Here is a 15,985-nt window from a genome sequence, read left to right on the forward strand (position 1 = left end):
TCGTCGGTCGCCAGCAGCGCCGCCGCCCTCGTTGGTGAGCCGGTTTCTAAGACCACATACAAAACAAGTCAACAGGGATTTTGACAGTTTTTTTGAAAATTCCGGCCGCGATCATACCGGCTTGCCGGATTTCCAGCACTTTCGGCCCGGTAAAAACATTCTTCCCCCGATTTGAGGCCCGAACTCGGCGATCTGCCCTCAATTTTTCACAATGGCGTCGTCTCAACGATCGCATGCGTCGCGCACGCGTGATTGGAGATACGAACTGGCGGTCGGAACGCTCGCTGTTCAAAGCCGGTCGCGCGCCGATTTGACTTTGACGCCACAACACGTACATCTTCGAGCCGCTGAACGGCGACGCAACGACACGGGACAAACCGACCGGCATGACGACGACCGACAGGAACATGATCCGCACGCTCGGCAACGAGCCGCCACTGGTGGCGGACGGCCGGCGCGCCCCCGACCGCCGCGAGATTTCGTTGCGCTGGCTTTCGGGCACGTTCCTTACCGGCATCACCTCTTCGATCCTCATGGGCGTGGCGCTGTTTGCGGCCCTCGACGGCCGCCAGCAGCTGGCAATTCCGGCCGAGGCCTATGCCGCACTCGAGCCCCAGGACCACCCCCCTCACCCCGAGAACACGGTCAAGCGCGGCCAGCGCATCCTGGAGCCCAACGTCGTCGCCAAGCCGGCCGACAAGAAGATCATGGACGTCTCGACCATGATCCACGACGGCGAGAAGGAAGTGGTCCGGCGCAAGCCTTTCGCCCATGTCACCATGGCGCTGGCCGCCAGCCACACCTCAGGCGACGACTATCCGCCCTTCGATCCGCTCGCGATCTTCTCGGACGGCGACAAGGACGACCAGCCGGTCTCGCGCACGGGCACGATCTATGGCTCCGAGGTGGAATCCGAGGTCGCGCTGAAGAGCGGCGCGTTCCCGACCGGCGGCTCGGCGCTCGCCTTCGCCGACCAGATGTCGGCCGACGAGGTCGAGGAGAACGTTCGCACCAACGGCTCGGCGCTCACCGACGGGAGCACCCAGATCGCATCGCTCTACTACGTCGACCCCCAGCGCTTTGCCTCCGACACCGGCGACCTCGACCTGCTGCAGGGGCTGACGGCCCGTGTCGTCGAGGAGAACATGAGCGTTTCGGATTTCGACACGCGCTCCGCCGACGATCCCGAATATGCCGACGACGTGATCCCGGTTCGCCGCGCGCAGGACATCGTCGGCGTGATGACGGGTGCCGGCTACACCAAAGCCCAGGCCGAGGATCTCTCGACCTATCTGAAGGGCGTCTTGGACGGCGACGAACTCGCCCAGGGCGACGTTCTGCGCATCTGTGTGATGCAGCGGGGCAAGCAGGCCGACATCGTGCGCGCCTCGGTCTATTCCGGTGGCCGCCACGTGACGACCGTGGCGCTCGACGACAAGGGCCGTTTCATTCCGGGCATGGAGCCGCCGCCGCTCGCTGCCGTCGCCACCGCCTTCGACGGCGAGAACCGGCAGGTGATGGCGTCCGGGCGCGACATGCCCCGGGTCTATGACGGCATCTACCGTGCCGCCCTGTCCTACGGGATGAGCAAGGACATGACCGCCCAGGTGGTGCGTATCCTGGCGAGCAATGTCGACTTCCAGGCGCAGCTGCGCCCGAACGATACGCTTGAGGCCTTCTTCTCGGTCGCCGACGACACCGGCGTCGCAAGCGAGGATTCCGAGCTTCTGTTTCTCGACGCCAGGTTCGGCGACACCGAGACGCGCGTCTATCGTTTCCAGGACCCGGACGACGACTCGATCGACTACTACGACCAGGACGGCAAGAGCATTCGCCAGTTCCTGCTCCGCAATCCGGTTCCGAACGGGCGGTTCCGCTCCGGCTTCGGCATGCGCCGCCACCCGATCCTGGGGTTCTCGCGCATGCACACCGGCGTCGACTGGTCGGCGCCGCGCGGCACGCCGATCATCGCCGCCGGCAACGGCACCGTCGAGAAGGCCGGATGGGATTCCGGCGGCTACGGCAACCAGACGCTGATCCGTCACGCCAACGGCTACGTCTCCTCCTACAACCACCAGAGCGCAATCGCCAAGGGCATCAAGCCCGGCGTCAAGGTCCGCCAGGGCCAGGTGATCGGCTTCGTCGGCACCACCGGCCTGTCCACCGGCCCGCACCTGCACTACGAACTCATCGTCAACGGCAACAAGGTCGACGCGCTGAAGATCCGCCTGCCCGGTGGCAAGTCGCTCGACGGCGAGGCGCTCGCCCAGTTCCAGCTGGAGCGCAAGCGCATCGACGACCTTCTCGGTCGCGAGGACGACGCTTCGGAAGTCGCCGCCAAGCGATAATCGACCGCCCGAACGGCGAGGCGCGCGGTCCTTCCGGTCCGCGCGCCTCTTTTCGTTCTCACCGGATCTCGAAAGATCGCGTCAGGCGGCCTGGTTCTTGCTGCCGACCGTGTGGAACAGCAGCCGGTCCGAACCCGAGGTCACCCGCACGGTCGCCCCGTCCGGAACCTCGTCCGAAAGGATCTTCTCGGCGAGCGGATCCTGCAGGTATTTCTGGATCGCCCGCTTCAGCGGCCGGGCGCCATAGACCGGATCGTAGCCCTTTTCGGCCAGCCAATGCGTGGCCTCTTCGTCCAGTTCCAGCGTGATCTTGCGGTCGGCGAGCAGCTTGCGCACGCGTGCGAGCTGGATGTCTACGATCGCGCCCATCTCCTGCCGCCGCAGCCGGTGGAACAGGATGATCTCGTCGACGCGGTTGAGGAACTCGGGACGGAAGTGCCCGCGCACCACCGCCATCACCTCGTCGCGCACCTTCTCGCTGTCGTCGCCCTCGCCGAGCTGGGTCAGGTACTCGGCGCCGAGGTTCGAGGTCATGATGATCAGCGTGTTGCGGAAGTCGACCGTGCGGCCCTGCCCGTCCGTCAGCCGCCCGTCGTCGAGCACCTGCAGGAGCACGTTGAACACATCCGGATGCGCCTTCTCGATCTCGTCGAACAGGACGACCTGGTACGGCCGGCGACGGATCGCCTCGGTCAGCGAACCGCCCTCCTCATAGCCGACATAGCCGGGAGGCGCGCCGATCAGACGGGCCACGGAGTGCTTCTCCATGTATTCCGACATGTCCATGCGCACGATCGCCGTCTCGTCGTCGAAAAGGAAGCGGGCCAGCGCCTTGGTCAGCTCGGTCTTGCCGACGCCGGTGGGGCCGAGGAAGATGAACGAGCCGATCGGCCGGTTCGGATCCTGAAGGCCCGCCCGGGCACGGCGCACCGCGCGCGAGACCGCTTGCACGGCGTCGCCCTGGCCGACGACGGACTTGGCGAGTTCGTCCTCCATGCGCAGCAGCTTGTCGCGCTCGCCTTCCAGCATCCTGTCCACAGGAATGCCGGTCCAGCGGGAGACCACCTGCGCGATGTTGTCGGCGGTCACCACCTCCTGCACCATCGGGTCGACATTGCTCTTGTCCTGGCTTTCGGCCTCCTCCAGCTCCTTCTCGAGCAGCGGGATGACGCTGTAGGTCAGTTCGCCGGCACGCTGGAATTCGCCCTTGCGCTGGACGATCGCAAGTTCGTTGCGGGCTTCATCGAGCTGCTTCTTCAGGTCGGCAGCGTGGCCGAGCTTGCTCTTCTCGGCCTGCCAGCGGGCCGTCAGCGCAGCGGCTTCCTCTTCCAGCGAGGCGAGGTCGAGCTCGAGCTTTTCCAGCCGGTCCTGCGAGGAACGGTCGGTTTCCTTCTTCAGCGCCTCGCGCTCGATCTTGAGCTGGATGATGCGCCGGTCGAGCTCGTCGAGTTCCTCGGGCTTGGAATCCACCTGCATGCGCAGCCGCGCTGCCGCCTCGTCCATCAGGTCGATCGCCTTGTCGGGGAGGAAGCGGTCGGTGATGTAGCGGTTCGACAGCGTCGCGGCCGAAACCAGCGCGGAATCGGAGATCCGCACCTTGTGGTGCTGCTCGTACTTTTCCTTCAGCCCGCGCAGGATCGAGATCGTGTCCTCCACGGTCGGCTCCTCGACGAAGACCGGCTGGAATCTGCGGGCAAGGGCCGGGTCCTTCTCGACATGCTTGCGGTACTCGTCGAGCGTGGTCGCACCGACGCAGTGCAGTTCGCCGCGGGCCAGGGCCGGCTTCAGGAGATTGGACGCATCCATCGCCCCGTCCGCCTTGCCAGCGCCGACGAGCGTGTGCATCTCGTCGATGAACAGGATGATCTCGCCGTTTTCGGCCTGAACCTCGTTCAGGACAGCCTTCAGCCGCTCCTCGAACTCGCCGCGATACTTGGCACCGGCGATCAGCGCGCCCATGTCGAGCGCCATCAGGCGCTTGTCCTTTAGGCTCTCCGGCACGTCGCCGTTGACGATGCGCAGCGCCAGCCCTTCGGCGATTGCGGTCTTGCCGACGCCGGGTTCGCCGATCAGCACGGGATTGTTCTTGGTGCGGCGGGATAGGACCTGGATGGCGCGGCGGATCTCGTCGTCGCGGCCGATCACCGGGTCGAGCCGGCCTTCGCGGGCCTCGGCCGTCAGGTCGCGTGCATATTTCTTCAGCGCGTCGAAGCCCTGCTCGGCATTGGCCGAATCTGCCGTCCGCCCCTTGCGCAGGTCGTTGATGACCTGGTTCAGCGCCTGCGGCGAGACGCCGGCCTTGGCGAGGATGTCCGCGGTCGCGGCCGCCTTCTCGATCGCCAGCGCCAGAAGCAGGCGCTCGACCGTGACGAAGCTGTCGCCGGCCTTCTTCGCCGTATCCTCGGCGGTCGCGAAAACACGCGCGAGCGGCTGGGTCAGAGACAGCGAGCCGTTACCGCCGGTCACCTTCGGAAGCTTGGCAAGGGCTGCCTCGGTCGCCCGCAGCGCTTCCCGGGCGTTGCCGCCGGCGCGCTCGATCAGCGAGGATGCCATGCCCTGCTCGTCGTCGAGCAGAACCTTCAGGACGTGTTCGGGCGTAAATTGCGGATTGCCGTCGGCAAGCGCCTTGGTCTGCGCGGATTGCAGGAAACCGCGCACGCGCTCGGAATACTTTTCGATGTTCATAAAGACTACCTCCATAACTCGTCCGGCCCGTTTCGGCACCGGTCGATGATTCAGGATCAGGCCCCCGTACGGCGAGCCTGTCATCGGCGACATGCCACGGCATTGCACCGCATCAATCGCTTCGTTCGAAATATGGTGAGGCGGCAAAGGAATTAAAGGGAGGCAGCCCCGTGCGGATGCGAACTATTTGGTGTGCTGCGACGACACCGGCGCCCTATCGGTCGAGCCCGCCCGTGTCCGACGCCTCCAGCCAGGCCGGCAGCGGGAAGATGCGGTCATAGGCCCAGTTGAAGACGAAGGCGTAGACCAGGTAGAAGAGCGAGAAGGACAGGTCCATCAGCAGGGCCTGCAGCAGGCCGATCTCCAGATACCATGCAATCAGCGGCATCAGCACCGCCACCAGCCCGGCCTCGAACAGCAGGGCGTGCAGCACGCGGACGGGCATCGTTTTCCACGTTCCGCCGGTCAGGCGGTGCAGCGCATGGTCGAAACCGAGATTGTAGACGTAGTTCCAGGCCGTGGCGATCGTGGCGCTTGCAACGCCGATCACACCGATCTCGACCATCGGAAAGCCGAAGGCCCAGGCCCCGAGCGGGGTTATCAGCGCCAGACCGATCAGCTCGAAGCTGATCGCGTGCCTGATGCGGTCGGGTGTGGAGCGCATGCTCGATGCTCACGACAATGTCCGGGCCGTCCCGGGTTTTAAGGACCTGCGGCGAGGTCGTCCTCTTGCGGCATCCCTATCAGGTGCCCTGCCTGGGAGACAAGAAGCTTGCCGCCTCAAACAAGAACCGCCCGCAACGGCTGTTGCAGGCGGTTTTCGTCATTTCATGCACAAGAAAATGGCCCGCGTTCCCGTTCCCGAAGGAAACGGAGCGCTGCTCACTCCGAAGCCGTGGCTTCCAGAACCGGACCGTCGCCGCCTTCGGCCGGCGCGTCGCCGGTCTGCGCTGCCTCGCCACGACGCGGACGGCGCTGGCGCGGGGCACTGCGGCGGCGCGAGGGCTGGCGGGCGGATGCCTCTTCTTCCATCGAGACTTCTGCCGGCGTACCCTCGATGATCGGCTGCGGACCGGTTCCGTCCATCACCGGTTCCTGGGCGTCTTCTGCCGCAACCGAGGCAGCGGCCGGCGCGGGCGCCGGGGATGCTGCGATCGTGACGGCCGGCGTATCGTCGCCCGCATAGTCCATGTCGTCCTGCTCACGGTCGAAACCGTCGCGGTCGTTCGCGTCCTGGCGATCGTCGCGCTGCTGGCGGTCCTGCATCTGCTGCTGGGCCGACAGGATGATGCGATTGTAGTGCTCGGCATGCTGGAGGTAGTTCTCCGCGATGACGCGGTCGCCCGAACTCTGAGCATCGCGCGCAAGGGCCGCATACTTCTCGGCGATCGTCTGCGCCGTGCCCCTGATCTTCACGTCCGGTCCGGAACTGTCATAGGTCCGGGTCAGCGGATTGCCGCCCTTGCGGAAATTGTTGTTATTGTTGTTGTTGTTATTGTTGTTGTTACGCCCGCGGCCGCGCTTGTTTTGCTGTCCTGGCCTCATATTTCACTCACCTGAACTCTCTAGTCTTGATGATCGAGTTTCTGCACCGCCCGGTCGCTAGCGTCGACCTGGGCGAATTTCGTCGGAGAACACACCACGCTCTTCCGTGGTCCTGTCGCCGCAAAACGTCAAATTGACAGGTACCCGCACAGAGCAGCCTTTAACCCCAGCAACTCTTCTTTGAGAGGAAGCTTCGCGTCGGTCACATGCAGATCTTGTCTGTTCCCATGACCTTGCCCGGTGCGTAGGGGCAACCTATCCCGCTTCCCCGCTGATTCCAAGCCTTTTCTTTGCAACCTCTTCGCAGTGGCGCAGGAAACTGTGCATTTGCAGCAACAGCCGGACCTCAAGCGACGGCAAAAACCAGGACGCGATCGTTTCCGCCGAGATCGCTGGCCGCCTCGACGAGGCGAAATCCCTTCCCGGCCATGAGTTCGGTCACGGCTTCCTTCTGGTCGAACCCGATCTCGAAGGCGACCGCGCCCCCCTCCTCAAGGTGGGGAAGCGCGCCTTCGGCGATCCTGCGGTAGGCATCCAGCCCGTCTTCTCCGCCGTCCAGTGCCCGCCGCGGGTCGAAGCGCCTCACCTCTTCGGCAAGATCCTCCACGACCATGGAGCGGATATAGGGCGGGTTTGAGACGATGATGTCGTATCGGCCACCCACGGCGGCAAACCAGTCGCTCTCAACTGTCTCGAACCGGTCCGACAGGCCATTGAGGTGGGCGTTCCGGCGGGCGGTTTCAAGGGCGCCGGGCGAAATGTCCGTGCCGGTGCCGCGCACGCCCGGCACCGCCTCGATCAGCGCTAGGCAGATGGCGCCGGTTCCCGTGCCGAGATCGAGCAGGCGGCATTCGCCTTTCGCGGCGACGACGTCGCGGACAAGGGGAACCAGCCGCTCGACCAGGATCTCCGTGTCCGGCCGCGGTTCCAGCGTGTCCGGCGACAGCGTCAGGATCAAGCCGAAGAACGGCCGTTGTCCGAGGATCCGGTAGACCGGTTCCCGGTCGAGCCGCCGCGCGAGTGCGCACTCGATCAGGGCCGCTTCCTCGCCGGTCAGCGCCCGCGCCTCCTGCGAGATGAGCGCAGCCGGCGCCAGACCGAGGAGCCCGCCGACCAGCAGCCGGACCTCGCGCGCCGCGTCCTCGATGCCCCCCTCCGACAGCCTGCGCCTGGCCCGGGTCAGTGCATCGGCCAGCGTGATGGCGCCCATCTGTCAGCCCCGCTGTTCGGAAAGCTGCGCCAATTGGCCGGCCTGATAATCGGCGACGAGCGCGTCCACCACCTCGTCGATCTCGCCTTCCATCATCCGGTCGAGCTTGTAGAGCGTCAGGTTGATGCGGTGGTCGGTGACGCGCCCCTGCGGGAAGTTGTAAGTGCGGATGCGCTCGGAACGGTCGCCGGAACCGACCTGGCTCTTTCGGTCGGCCGAGCGTTCGCTTTCGGCGCGCTGGCGCTCCATGTCGTAGAGCCGCGACCGCAGCACCTGCATCGCCTTTGCCCGGTTCTGGTGCTGCGACTTTTCGGAGCTCGTGACGACAAGCCCGGTCGGCAGGTGCGTAATGCGCACGGCCGAATCGGTCGTGTTCACGTGCTGGCCGCCGGCGCCCGACGAACGCATCGTGTCGATGCGGATGTCTTCCGGCCGAATCTCGATGTCGATGTCTTCGGCTTCCGGCAGGACGGCTACGGTGGCCGCGGAGGTATGGATGCGGCCGCCTGCTTCCGTTTCCGGCACGCGCTGCACACGGTGCACGCCGCTTTCGAACTTCAGCTTGGCAAACACGCCGCGGCCCGAAATGGTAGCGATGATTTCCTTGTATCCGCCGGCCTCGCCCTCGCTTGCCGAGAGAACCTCCACCTTCCAGTTGTTGGCGGAGGCGAAGCGCTCGTACATGCGAAAGAGATCGCCGGCAAACAGTGCGGCTTCCGAACCGCCGGTGCCGGCGCGGATTTCCAGGATGGCGCTCTTCTCGTCGGCGGCATCCTTCGGCAGGAGCAGGATCTGCATGTCCTCCTCCAGCCCTTCGACCCGCTCCTTCAGGCCCGGCAATTCCATCTCGGCAAGGTCGCGCATCTCCCGGTCCGTGCCCCTGTCGGAAAGCATCGCTTCCAGATCGGCGATCTCGCTCTGCGCCTTCTGGTACTCGCGAATCTTCGTCACGACGGGCTGCAGTTCCGAATATTCGGACGCCAGCCGCACATAGGTCTCCGAATCCGGACCTGCGGACATGCGCGCCTCGATCTCGCCGAAGCGGCGCTCCAGCTCGCGCATCTTTTCAACCGGAAGCTTCGCCACCGTAGCACTCCAAGATTTTCCGCCCGCGCGTCGCAGGGCACAAAGCCCCGTGTCGCGCGCGGATGTTGATGATCAGGCGATCCCTGCACGCCCGCAAGCGCGCCGATCGCAATGGCCGGCCGCTACAGCTGGATGCCGTTCTCGGCGGCGAAATCCGTCAGGATCTGCCGCACGGTCCGCGTCGGCCGCATGTCGTTCAGTGCTTCGTCGAGAGTGGCCGACAGCGCGTCCACCTCCAGGCTGAGCAGCATCGCCTTGACCGGGCCGAGCGCCGTCGCCGACATCGATACCGAACGGAAGCCGATGCCGAGCAGCGCCATCGCCGAGATCGGCTTGCTCGCCATCTCCCCGCACAACGTCACCGGCGTCGCGTTGCGCTCGCCCGCCCGCACGATATCGCGCAGCACGCGCAGGAACGGACGACCGAGGATGTCGAAGCGGTCCGAGACGCGCGCATTGCCGCGATCGACCGCCATCGTGAACTGGAACAGGTCGTTGGAACCGACCGAGACGAAATCGACCTCCGCCATCAGCTCGTCGAGCTGCCAGAGCAGCGCCGGCACTTCCAGCATCGCCCCGAACTGCAGCTTCTTCGGCAGTTGTTCGCCGACCTTCGACTGCCGCTCGATCTCCTTCTGGAGCAGGCCGCGCGCTTCGCGAAGCTCGGCCACCTCGGTGACCATGGGCAGCATCAGCCGCAGCTCGCCGCCTGCCGCAGCATTCAGCATCGCCCTCAGCTGGGTCCGCAACAGACCGGGCCGGTCCAGCGAAAGCCGGATCGCCCGCCAGCCGAGCGCAGGGTTCTCCTCGTCGGCACCACGGAAATAGGGAACGACCTTGTCGCCGCCGATGTCCAGCGTCCGGAACGTAACCGGCCGGCCCGCCGCCTGCTTCAGGACGCTGCGGTAGAAGGCTTCCTGCTCTTCCGCCCGGGGCATGGTCGAGGCGATCATGAACTGCAGCTCGGTGCGGAACAGGCCGATGCCGAGCGCGCCCGATTCCGCCAGATGCGGCAGGTCGACGAGCAGGCCGGCATTCATCTGCAGGTTGATCTTCTTGCCATCCCTGGTCACCGGATCGACCGCGACGAGCGCGCGATACTGTGCCTGCCGGCGCGCCCTGAGCCGCACTTTTTCCGCATAGGCGCGCTGCAGGTCCTGGACGGGACGCAGGTGCACCTTCGCCTCGTCGCCGTCGATGATGATCGCATCGCCGTTTTCGGCGAGCGCCACGGCGCCGGTCGCCTGCCCGACCACGGGGATCCCCATGGCGCGGGCGACGATCACCACATGGCTCGTCACCGCACCCTCTTCCAGCACCAGGCCGCGGACGTTCTCGCGCGGGTAGTCGAGCAATTCGGCCGCCCCCATGGCGCGGGCAACGACGATGGCATCCCCGGGGAAGCTGCTCGCCGAGAGCTTCGCGCCGTAGCCGGTCAATTGCCGGAGCAGGCGATTGGCGAGGTCGTCGAGGTCGTGCATGCGCTCGCGCAGGTAGGGATCCGTCAGCCGGATCATCCGCGCCTTCGTCTCGCTCTGCACCCGCTCCACCGCCGCTTCCGCTGTCAGGCCGTTGCGGATCGCCTCCTCCAGCTTGCGCACCCAGCCGCGGTCGTGGGCGAACATGCGGTAGGTCTCCAGCACTTCGCGGTGCTCGCCCTCGACCGGCACGTCGCGGCGCGACAGCATGTCGTCGATCGAAATGCGCAGGGACCCGAGCGCTTCCGCCAGCCGTCCCAGCTCGTGCTCGGAATCCTCGTTGAGCAGGTTGGTGACGACGATGCGCGGCTCGTGCAGGACGACATAACCGAGCCCGATGCCTTCGCCGAAGCTGGCGCCGTCGATCGAGACCGGCCGCGACAGGTCCAGTTCCAGCCCCGGCTTCGTCAGCTTCTTCAGTTCGCCGGTCGCCACCATCTCGGCAATGACCATGGCGGTCGTTTCCAGCGCCTCGAGCTCGTCCTCGCGATAGGTGCGGCTCGCCTTGTTCTGCACGACGAGAACGCCGAGCGCGCGGCCGGTCCTGAGGATCGGCACGCCGAGGAAGGAATGGTAGATTTCCTCGCCCGTTTCCGGGAGATAGCGGAATGCCGGGTGGGACTGGGCGTCGGAAAGATTGAGCGGCTGGGCGGAGGCGGCGATGGTACCGACGAGGCCCTGCCCCATCTTCAACTGGGCCAGGTGGACGGCGCCCGGATTGAGGCCCTCGGTGGCATAGAGTTCCAGCACCCCGTCGGAGCGCAGCACGTAGACGGAGCACACTTCCGCGACCATGTTCTGCGCGATCTGGCGCACGATCTGGTCCAGGCGCTCCTGTGGCTCAAGCGGCTCCGCCATCAGCTCGCGCAGCCGCTTGAGAAGTACGCGCGGACCCGCGGAGAGGTCTCTCATCGCGTGGCGTCTCCCGAAAATGAACCACCCGGGCCATCCGGTCGGGCGGAGCGCCCGACGAATCCGGTCGATTACTTCTTATCGAGCCCGTAGACGGAATGCAAAGTCCGCACCGCGAGTTCTGCATAGGGTCCGTCGATCAGGATGGATATCTTGATTTCCGAGGTGGTGATCGCCTTGATGTTGATGCCCTTTTCGGCGAGCGCGCGGAAGGCGGAGGCGGCGACGCCCGCATGGCTGCGCATGCCGATGCCGATGACGGAGACCTTGACCAGCCCCGTCTCGTGCTGGATCACGTCGAAGCCGACCTTTTCCTTGGCGCCTTCGAGCACCTTGAGCGCCTTTTCGACGTCGCCCGACGGCACCGTGAAGGTCATGTCGGTCTTCGAGCCGTCCTCGGAGGTGTTCTGGACGATCATGTCGACGTTGATATGGGCCTCGGCCAGCGGGCCGAAGATCGCAGCCGAGACGCCCGGGCGATCGGCGACGCGCCTGAGCGAAATCTGCGCTTCATCCTTGGCATAGGCGATGCCGGTTACGACTTCCTGTTCCACGATCTCTTCCTCATCACAAATCAGCGTGCCGGGCGGGTTCAAAAGATCGCCCATGCCCGGCGCATCGGGATCCTCGAAGGACGAACGCACGAAGGTGCGCACCTTGTGCACCATGGCGAGCTCGACCGAGCGCACCTGCAGCACCTTGGCGCCCAGCGAAGCCATTTCCAGCATTTCCTCGAAGGCGATCTTCTTCAGCCGCCGCGCCTTCGGCTCGATGCGCGGGTCGGTCGTGTAGACGCCGTCGACGTCGGTATAGATGTCGCAGCGGTCCGCCTTCACGGCGGCCGCGATCGCCACCGCCGAGGTATCCGAACCCCCGCGGCCGAGCGTCGCGATGCGGTTGTCGGGACCGAGCCCCTGGAAACCGGCCACGACGGCGACCTGGCCCTCGCCCATGCGGCGGACGATCTCGTCGCCGTTAATTTCCATGATCCGGGCCGCGCCATGGGCGTTGTCCGTCTTGATCGGGATCTGCCAGCCCTGCCACGAGCGGGCGTTGATGCCCATCGACTGCAGCGCGATGGCCAAAAGGCCGGACGTCACCTGTTCGCCGGAAGCGACGATGGCATCATATTCGCGCGCGTCGTAGAGGGGAGAGTTGGCACCCGTCGCCTTCGGCATGCCCTGCACCCAGCCGACCAGCTCATTGGTCTTGCCCGACATGGCCGAGACGACGACGGCGACCTCGTGGCCGGCGTCGGCCTCGCGTTTGACGTGGCGCGCCACATTGTGGATGCGGTCCAGGTCAGCGACGGAGGTCCCGCCGAATTTCATCACGATGCGTGCCATATCTGTCTACCGGTACTGGTGGGTCGCGCGGACGCGCGCGGGAATTCGCGGGGGTCTCTTAGCGGAAGAGGGGGCGGGGCGCAATGGCGAGACCCGGCCTTGCGGAACCGGTTTCGCGGGCGGCGCTCATCCGGGTCGGCGGGACCTGTCGCCGCCGGTGCCCGGCAGCGCTGCGTGATCATCTGTACGGCAACCGATGACGCCAGCCTCGTCGAGAAGCCGCTTGTCGCCACGCGCCTGCAAGAGCGCGAGCGCGCGGCGTTCCGCAGCCCGCTGCCGGTGCCTTTCGAGCCACAGCCGCACCGCCTTCCTGCACGCCCGCCACGCCGTCATCCTGGACATTGCGCCCTCCATTCTTCGGGGCAATCGTCCGCGGCCGCTCGACATTTCACAAACAAATAGATACGATACCAGCCATCAGAAATATCGATGGCGTGACGATGTCGCTGGCGCTCGAAAGTGAACTGCTGCGGACCTTCCTCGTGATCGCCGAGACGGGCAACGTCACGCGTGCGGCCGACGCGCTGGGGCGGACCCAGTCCGCCATCAGCATGCAGGTCAAGCGGCTTGAGGATATCGTCCGCGCGCCCCTCTTCGAGCGTGGCCCCCGCGGCGTGACGCTGTCGCCGGATGGCGAACGGCTCGTCCCCTATGCCCAGCGCATCGTCGGCCTGATCGACGAGACGACCTCGGCCATGCGCACCAGCCCGCTGGACGGACCGGTGAGGGTCGGCATTCCCGAGGAATACACCCAGACGGTCTTGCCGAGGGCGCTCGCCGCCTTCGCCGAATGCCACCCCGCGGCCGAGGTGACGGTCCGGTGCGGCCATTCCGTCCAACTGATATCGGCGCTGGAGAGCGACGAACTCGACATCATCGTCGTCTTCGATTGGCGCGGATCGATGTCGGGCGAGGTCCTCTGTATCGATCCGACCGTATGGGTCACCTCGCGCGCCCACGATATCCATCTGCTGCGCCCGGTGCCGATCGCCGTCTATCGGAACTCCGGCTGGTATCGCGATTTCGCGATCCCCTCGCTCCGGCAGCATGCCATTCCCTATCGCGAGGCGTTCGGCTGCGACACCTGCGGCGGGCTGAAGACGGCGGTCGCGGCCGGACTTGCGATCGCGCCGCTGGCACGCGGCAACATCCCCGCCTCCTGCCGGGAACTGACGCGCGAGGACGGCTTCCCGCCGGTCGATTCCTCGCGTGTCGTGCTGAAGCGCAATCCCCGCCGCTCCAGCCCGGCCGTCGACGGCATGGCCAATGTGGTCCGCACCGCCTTCCAGCCCGCCCCCTCCGGCTAGTCGTACGGCCATGGTGCCGGACGCAGCCCGCGTCGGGAGACCGGCGCCTGCACGGTTGCAACGGCAGCCGGATCGGTCAAGAATGTGCCATTCGAGCGGCACGGGACGACCGGCATCCGGTTTGGTCGTCGCGCCGGCAGGACGCGACCCGAACGGAGTTCCTATCCATGTCCGACGATTTCCACGCCTTCATCCAGAAACGCAAGGAAGTGGCGCGCGCCTATGTCAACGGCGATGCAGCCCCGCTCGAACGGATCGCTTCGGTCGATTTCCCCGCCAGCTTCTTCCACCCCAAGGGTGTCGTGGTCGAAGGGGCCGAGCGGGTGCTGGCACGCTATGTCGATGACGCCACGGCCTTCTGTCCCGGCGGCGAAAGCGACATCGAGATCATCCAGATGGGACACGACGCCAAGGTCGGCTACTGGGTCGGCTACCAGAACGCCTCGGTCCGGCTGAAGGGCGCAGCCGAACCCGTGCAGATGCGCCTGCGCGTGACCGAGATATTTCGCCGCACCAACGGCCAATGGCAGCTCGTGCACCGGCACGCCGACATGCCCGAAGCTCGATAGAGTGGCGCAGAGCCGCAGGTGTCGCCCCGCTGGCCGGCGGGGCGGAGGGCAGCCCTTGACTTCCCCGCCCGTTCGTCCGACTTCAAAGGCGCAGGCAACAAGGAGTTCCCCATGACCGAGGCAGCGCGCACGACCATCGATCAGGCCGAAGTCGACCGGTTTTCGGCGATGGCCGCGGAATGGTGGGATCCGGCCGGAAAGTTCCGCCCGCTGCACAAGTTCAATCCGGTGCGCCTCAGCTATATCCGCGACCTCGCCTCGGCGCATTTCGGCCGCGAGCCGAAAGCACATCGTCCGCTGGAGGGCCTGCGCGTTCTCGACATCGGCTGCGGCGGCGGCCTCCTGTCGGAACCGATGGCCCGCATGGGCGCAACAGTCGTCGGCGCCGACGCCTCGGAAAAGAACATCGGCATCGCCAAAACCCATGCTGCCGGCTCCGGCGTCGAAGTGGACTACCGCGCCGTGACGGCCGAGGCGCTGGCCGCGGCCGGGGAAAGCTTCGACATCGTACTGAACATGGAAGTGGTCGAGCACGTCGCCGACGTCGATTTCTTCCTCACCACCTGCGCATCGATGGTCCGCCCCGGCGGCATGATGTTCGTCGCCACCATCAACCGCACCCTGAAGGCGGCCGCCCTTGCGATCTTCGCAGCCGAGAACGTCCTGCGCTGGCTGCCGAAGGGCACCCATCAGTACGAGAAGCTGGTCCGCCCGGAAGAGATCGAAAAGCCGCTCACAGCATCCGGCCTGACCGTCACAGACCGCACCGGCGTCTTCTTCAGCCCGCTGTCCAACCAGTGGAACCTGTCGAAGGACATGGACGTCAACTACATGCTGGTCGCGCGCCGGCCGAAGGCCTGACGCTTCAGCCGCAAGCGGCCGATATCGTACGGCCGGCCCTACACACTCAGTGACCGAACATGCGCCAGCAGATGCGCCTGCCCGGCCGCGTTGGTTTCGACCACGCGGCGCACGCGCGCCCGGTCGATGGTGGACGGTGTGCCCGCGGGATCGTATGATTCCTTGAAGGTGAAGGCGTGTACGCTCGCACCGTTGTCATGCAGATGCTCGAGCCGAGCCACGCCATCCGCCCATTGCGGACACGATCCCGCCTCCACCCACCAGAGCACGAGCGCGGGCCACGCCTGCTTGCGGTTCCAGTTGCGGGCATGCTTGAGTGCATTTGCATGCACGCCGCTGTAAGAGAAGGCCATGAGCGTTTCGATGTCACGCCATAGCGACAGCGAGGACGGTCCGCTTTCGTATCCGCTACCCTCGATGAAGCGCGGGAAGGTCTGCGGACCCCAGCTTTCGGGACCGTCGACATCGGCATAGCCGGACCGTCCGATGAAGCCCTCGGCTAGCTCCGCCGCCCTGAAATTGGCCGCCTCCCGCAGGCGAAATCCCTCCACTGCGGGACTTTCGTAGTCGGCAACGTGCAGTCCGAAATTGTACATCGCCAGATGGTGACGCGCGCCCTTCGAACCGTCCGCAGGCAT

The 15,985-nt window shown here is 65.8% G+C and carries 13 protein-coding genes; 4 read left to right on the forward strand and 9 right to left on the reverse strand.

The features are described 5' to 3' along the window. The first annotated feature begins 407 nt into the window (after positions 1-407). Complete coding sequence (locus OCK02_RS00005) at positions 408-2,348, forward strand: M23 family metallopeptidase (protein WP_230806518.1); 1,941 nt, start codon at positions 408-410, stop codon at positions 2,346-2,348. An 81-nt stretch (positions 2,349-2,429) separates the two neighbouring features. Here the strand turns inward: OCK02_RS00005 and clpB are convergent, their stop codons facing one another. From clpB to OCK02_RS00045, 8 genes are all read right to left on the reverse strand, one after another. After that, entirely contained in the window at positions 2,430-5,033 is a 2,604-nt protein-coding gene (clpB, locus tag OCK02_RS00010) for an ATP-dependent chaperone ClpB (RefSeq protein WP_263811145.1), read from the reverse strand. 214 nt (positions 5,034-5,247) lie between these two features. Continuing rightward, a complete protein-coding gene (locus OCK02_RS00015) occupies positions 5,248-5,697 on the reverse strand; it encodes a PACE efflux transporter (RefSeq protein WP_263811146.1) in 450 nt (149 codons plus the stop codon). Between the two features lie 218 nt (positions 5,698-5,915). Then, positions 5,916-6,578, reverse strand: a complete 663-nt coding sequence (locus OCK02_RS00020; protein ID WP_263811148.1) for a DUF4167 domain-containing protein — start codon at positions 6,576-6,578, stop codon at positions 5,916-5,918. Positions 6,579-6,924: 346 nt separating this feature from the next. Beyond that, positions 6,925-7,788 (reverse strand): peptide chain release factor N(5)-glutamine methyltransferase, encoded by an 864-nt coding sequence (gene prmC / locus OCK02_RS00025; protein ID WP_263811150.1) that lies wholly within the window; start codon positions 7,786-7,788, stop codon positions 6,925-6,927. 3 nt (positions 7,789-7,791) lie between these two features. Then, on the reverse strand, positions 7,792-8,874 hold the full coding sequence (gene prfA, locus OCK02_RS00030; protein WP_263811151.1) for a peptide chain release factor 1: 1,083 nt from the start codon (positions 8,872-8,874) through the stop codon (positions 7,792-7,794). A 122-nt stretch (positions 8,875-8,996) separates the two neighbouring features. Continuing rightward, positions 8,997-11,264: a phosphoenolpyruvate--protein phosphotransferase gene (gene ptsP / locus OCK02_RS00035; protein ID WP_230805672.1), complete on the reverse strand. Its 2,268-nt coding sequence runs from the start codon at positions 11,262-11,264 to the stop codon at positions 8,997-8,999. A gap of 71 nt (positions 11,265-11,335) precedes the next feature. Further along, the gene (locus OCK02_RS00040) at positions 11,336-12,610 is read right to left on the reverse strand and encodes an aspartate kinase (RefSeq protein WP_263811154.1); all 1,275 of its coding nucleotides are present in this window, start codon (positions 12,608-12,610) and stop codon (positions 11,336-11,338) included. Between the two features lie 126 nt (positions 12,611-12,736). Continuing rightward, positions 12,737-12,952, reverse strand: coding sequence for a hypothetical protein (locus OCK02_RS00045; protein WP_263811156.1), 216 nt, complete (start codon positions 12,950-12,952; stop codon positions 12,737-12,739). A gap of 98 nt (positions 12,953-13,050) precedes the next feature. Here OCK02_RS00045 and OCK02_RS00050 point away from each other — a divergent pair, with 98 nt between their 5' ends. The 3 genes from OCK02_RS00050 to ubiG all read left to right on the forward strand — a co-directional run bounded on the left by OCK02_RS00050 (position 13,051) and on the right by ubiG (position 15,347). Continuing rightward, on the forward strand, positions 13,051-13,917 hold the full coding sequence (locus tag OCK02_RS00050) for a LysR family transcriptional regulator (RefSeq protein ID WP_263811724.1): 867 nt from the start codon (positions 13,051-13,053) through the stop codon (positions 13,915-13,917). Between the two features lie 167 nt (positions 13,918-14,084). Next, the gene (locus tag OCK02_RS00055) at positions 14,085-14,486 is read left to right on the forward strand and encodes a nuclear transport factor 2 family protein (RefSeq protein WP_263811157.1); all 402 of its coding nucleotides are present in this window, start codon (positions 14,085-14,087) and stop codon (positions 14,484-14,486) included. Positions 14,487-14,597: 111 nt separating this feature from the next. Continuing rightward, on the forward strand, positions 14,598-15,347 hold the full coding sequence (ubiG, locus tag OCK02_RS00060) for a bifunctional 2-polyprenyl-6-hydroxyphenol methylase/3-demethylubiquinol 3-O-methyltransferase UbiG (protein WP_263811158.1): 750 nt from the start codon (positions 14,598-14,600) through the stop codon (positions 15,345-15,347). A 38-nt stretch (positions 15,348-15,385) separates the two neighbouring features. Here the strand turns inward: ubiG and OCK02_RS00065 are convergent, their stop codons facing one another. Then, positions 15,386-15,985 carry a DUF3291 domain-containing protein gene (locus OCK02_RS00065; protein WP_263811159.1) on the reverse strand — a complete coding sequence of 200 codons (600 nt, stop codon included), beginning with the start codon at positions 15,983-15,985 and terminating at the stop codon, positions 15,386-15,388.

The sequence above is a fragment of the Rhizobium sp. TRM96647 genome, from assembly GCF_025780115.1.
Lineage (GTDB): Bacteria > Pseudomonadota > Alphaproteobacteria > Rhizobiales > Rhizobiaceae > Mycoplana.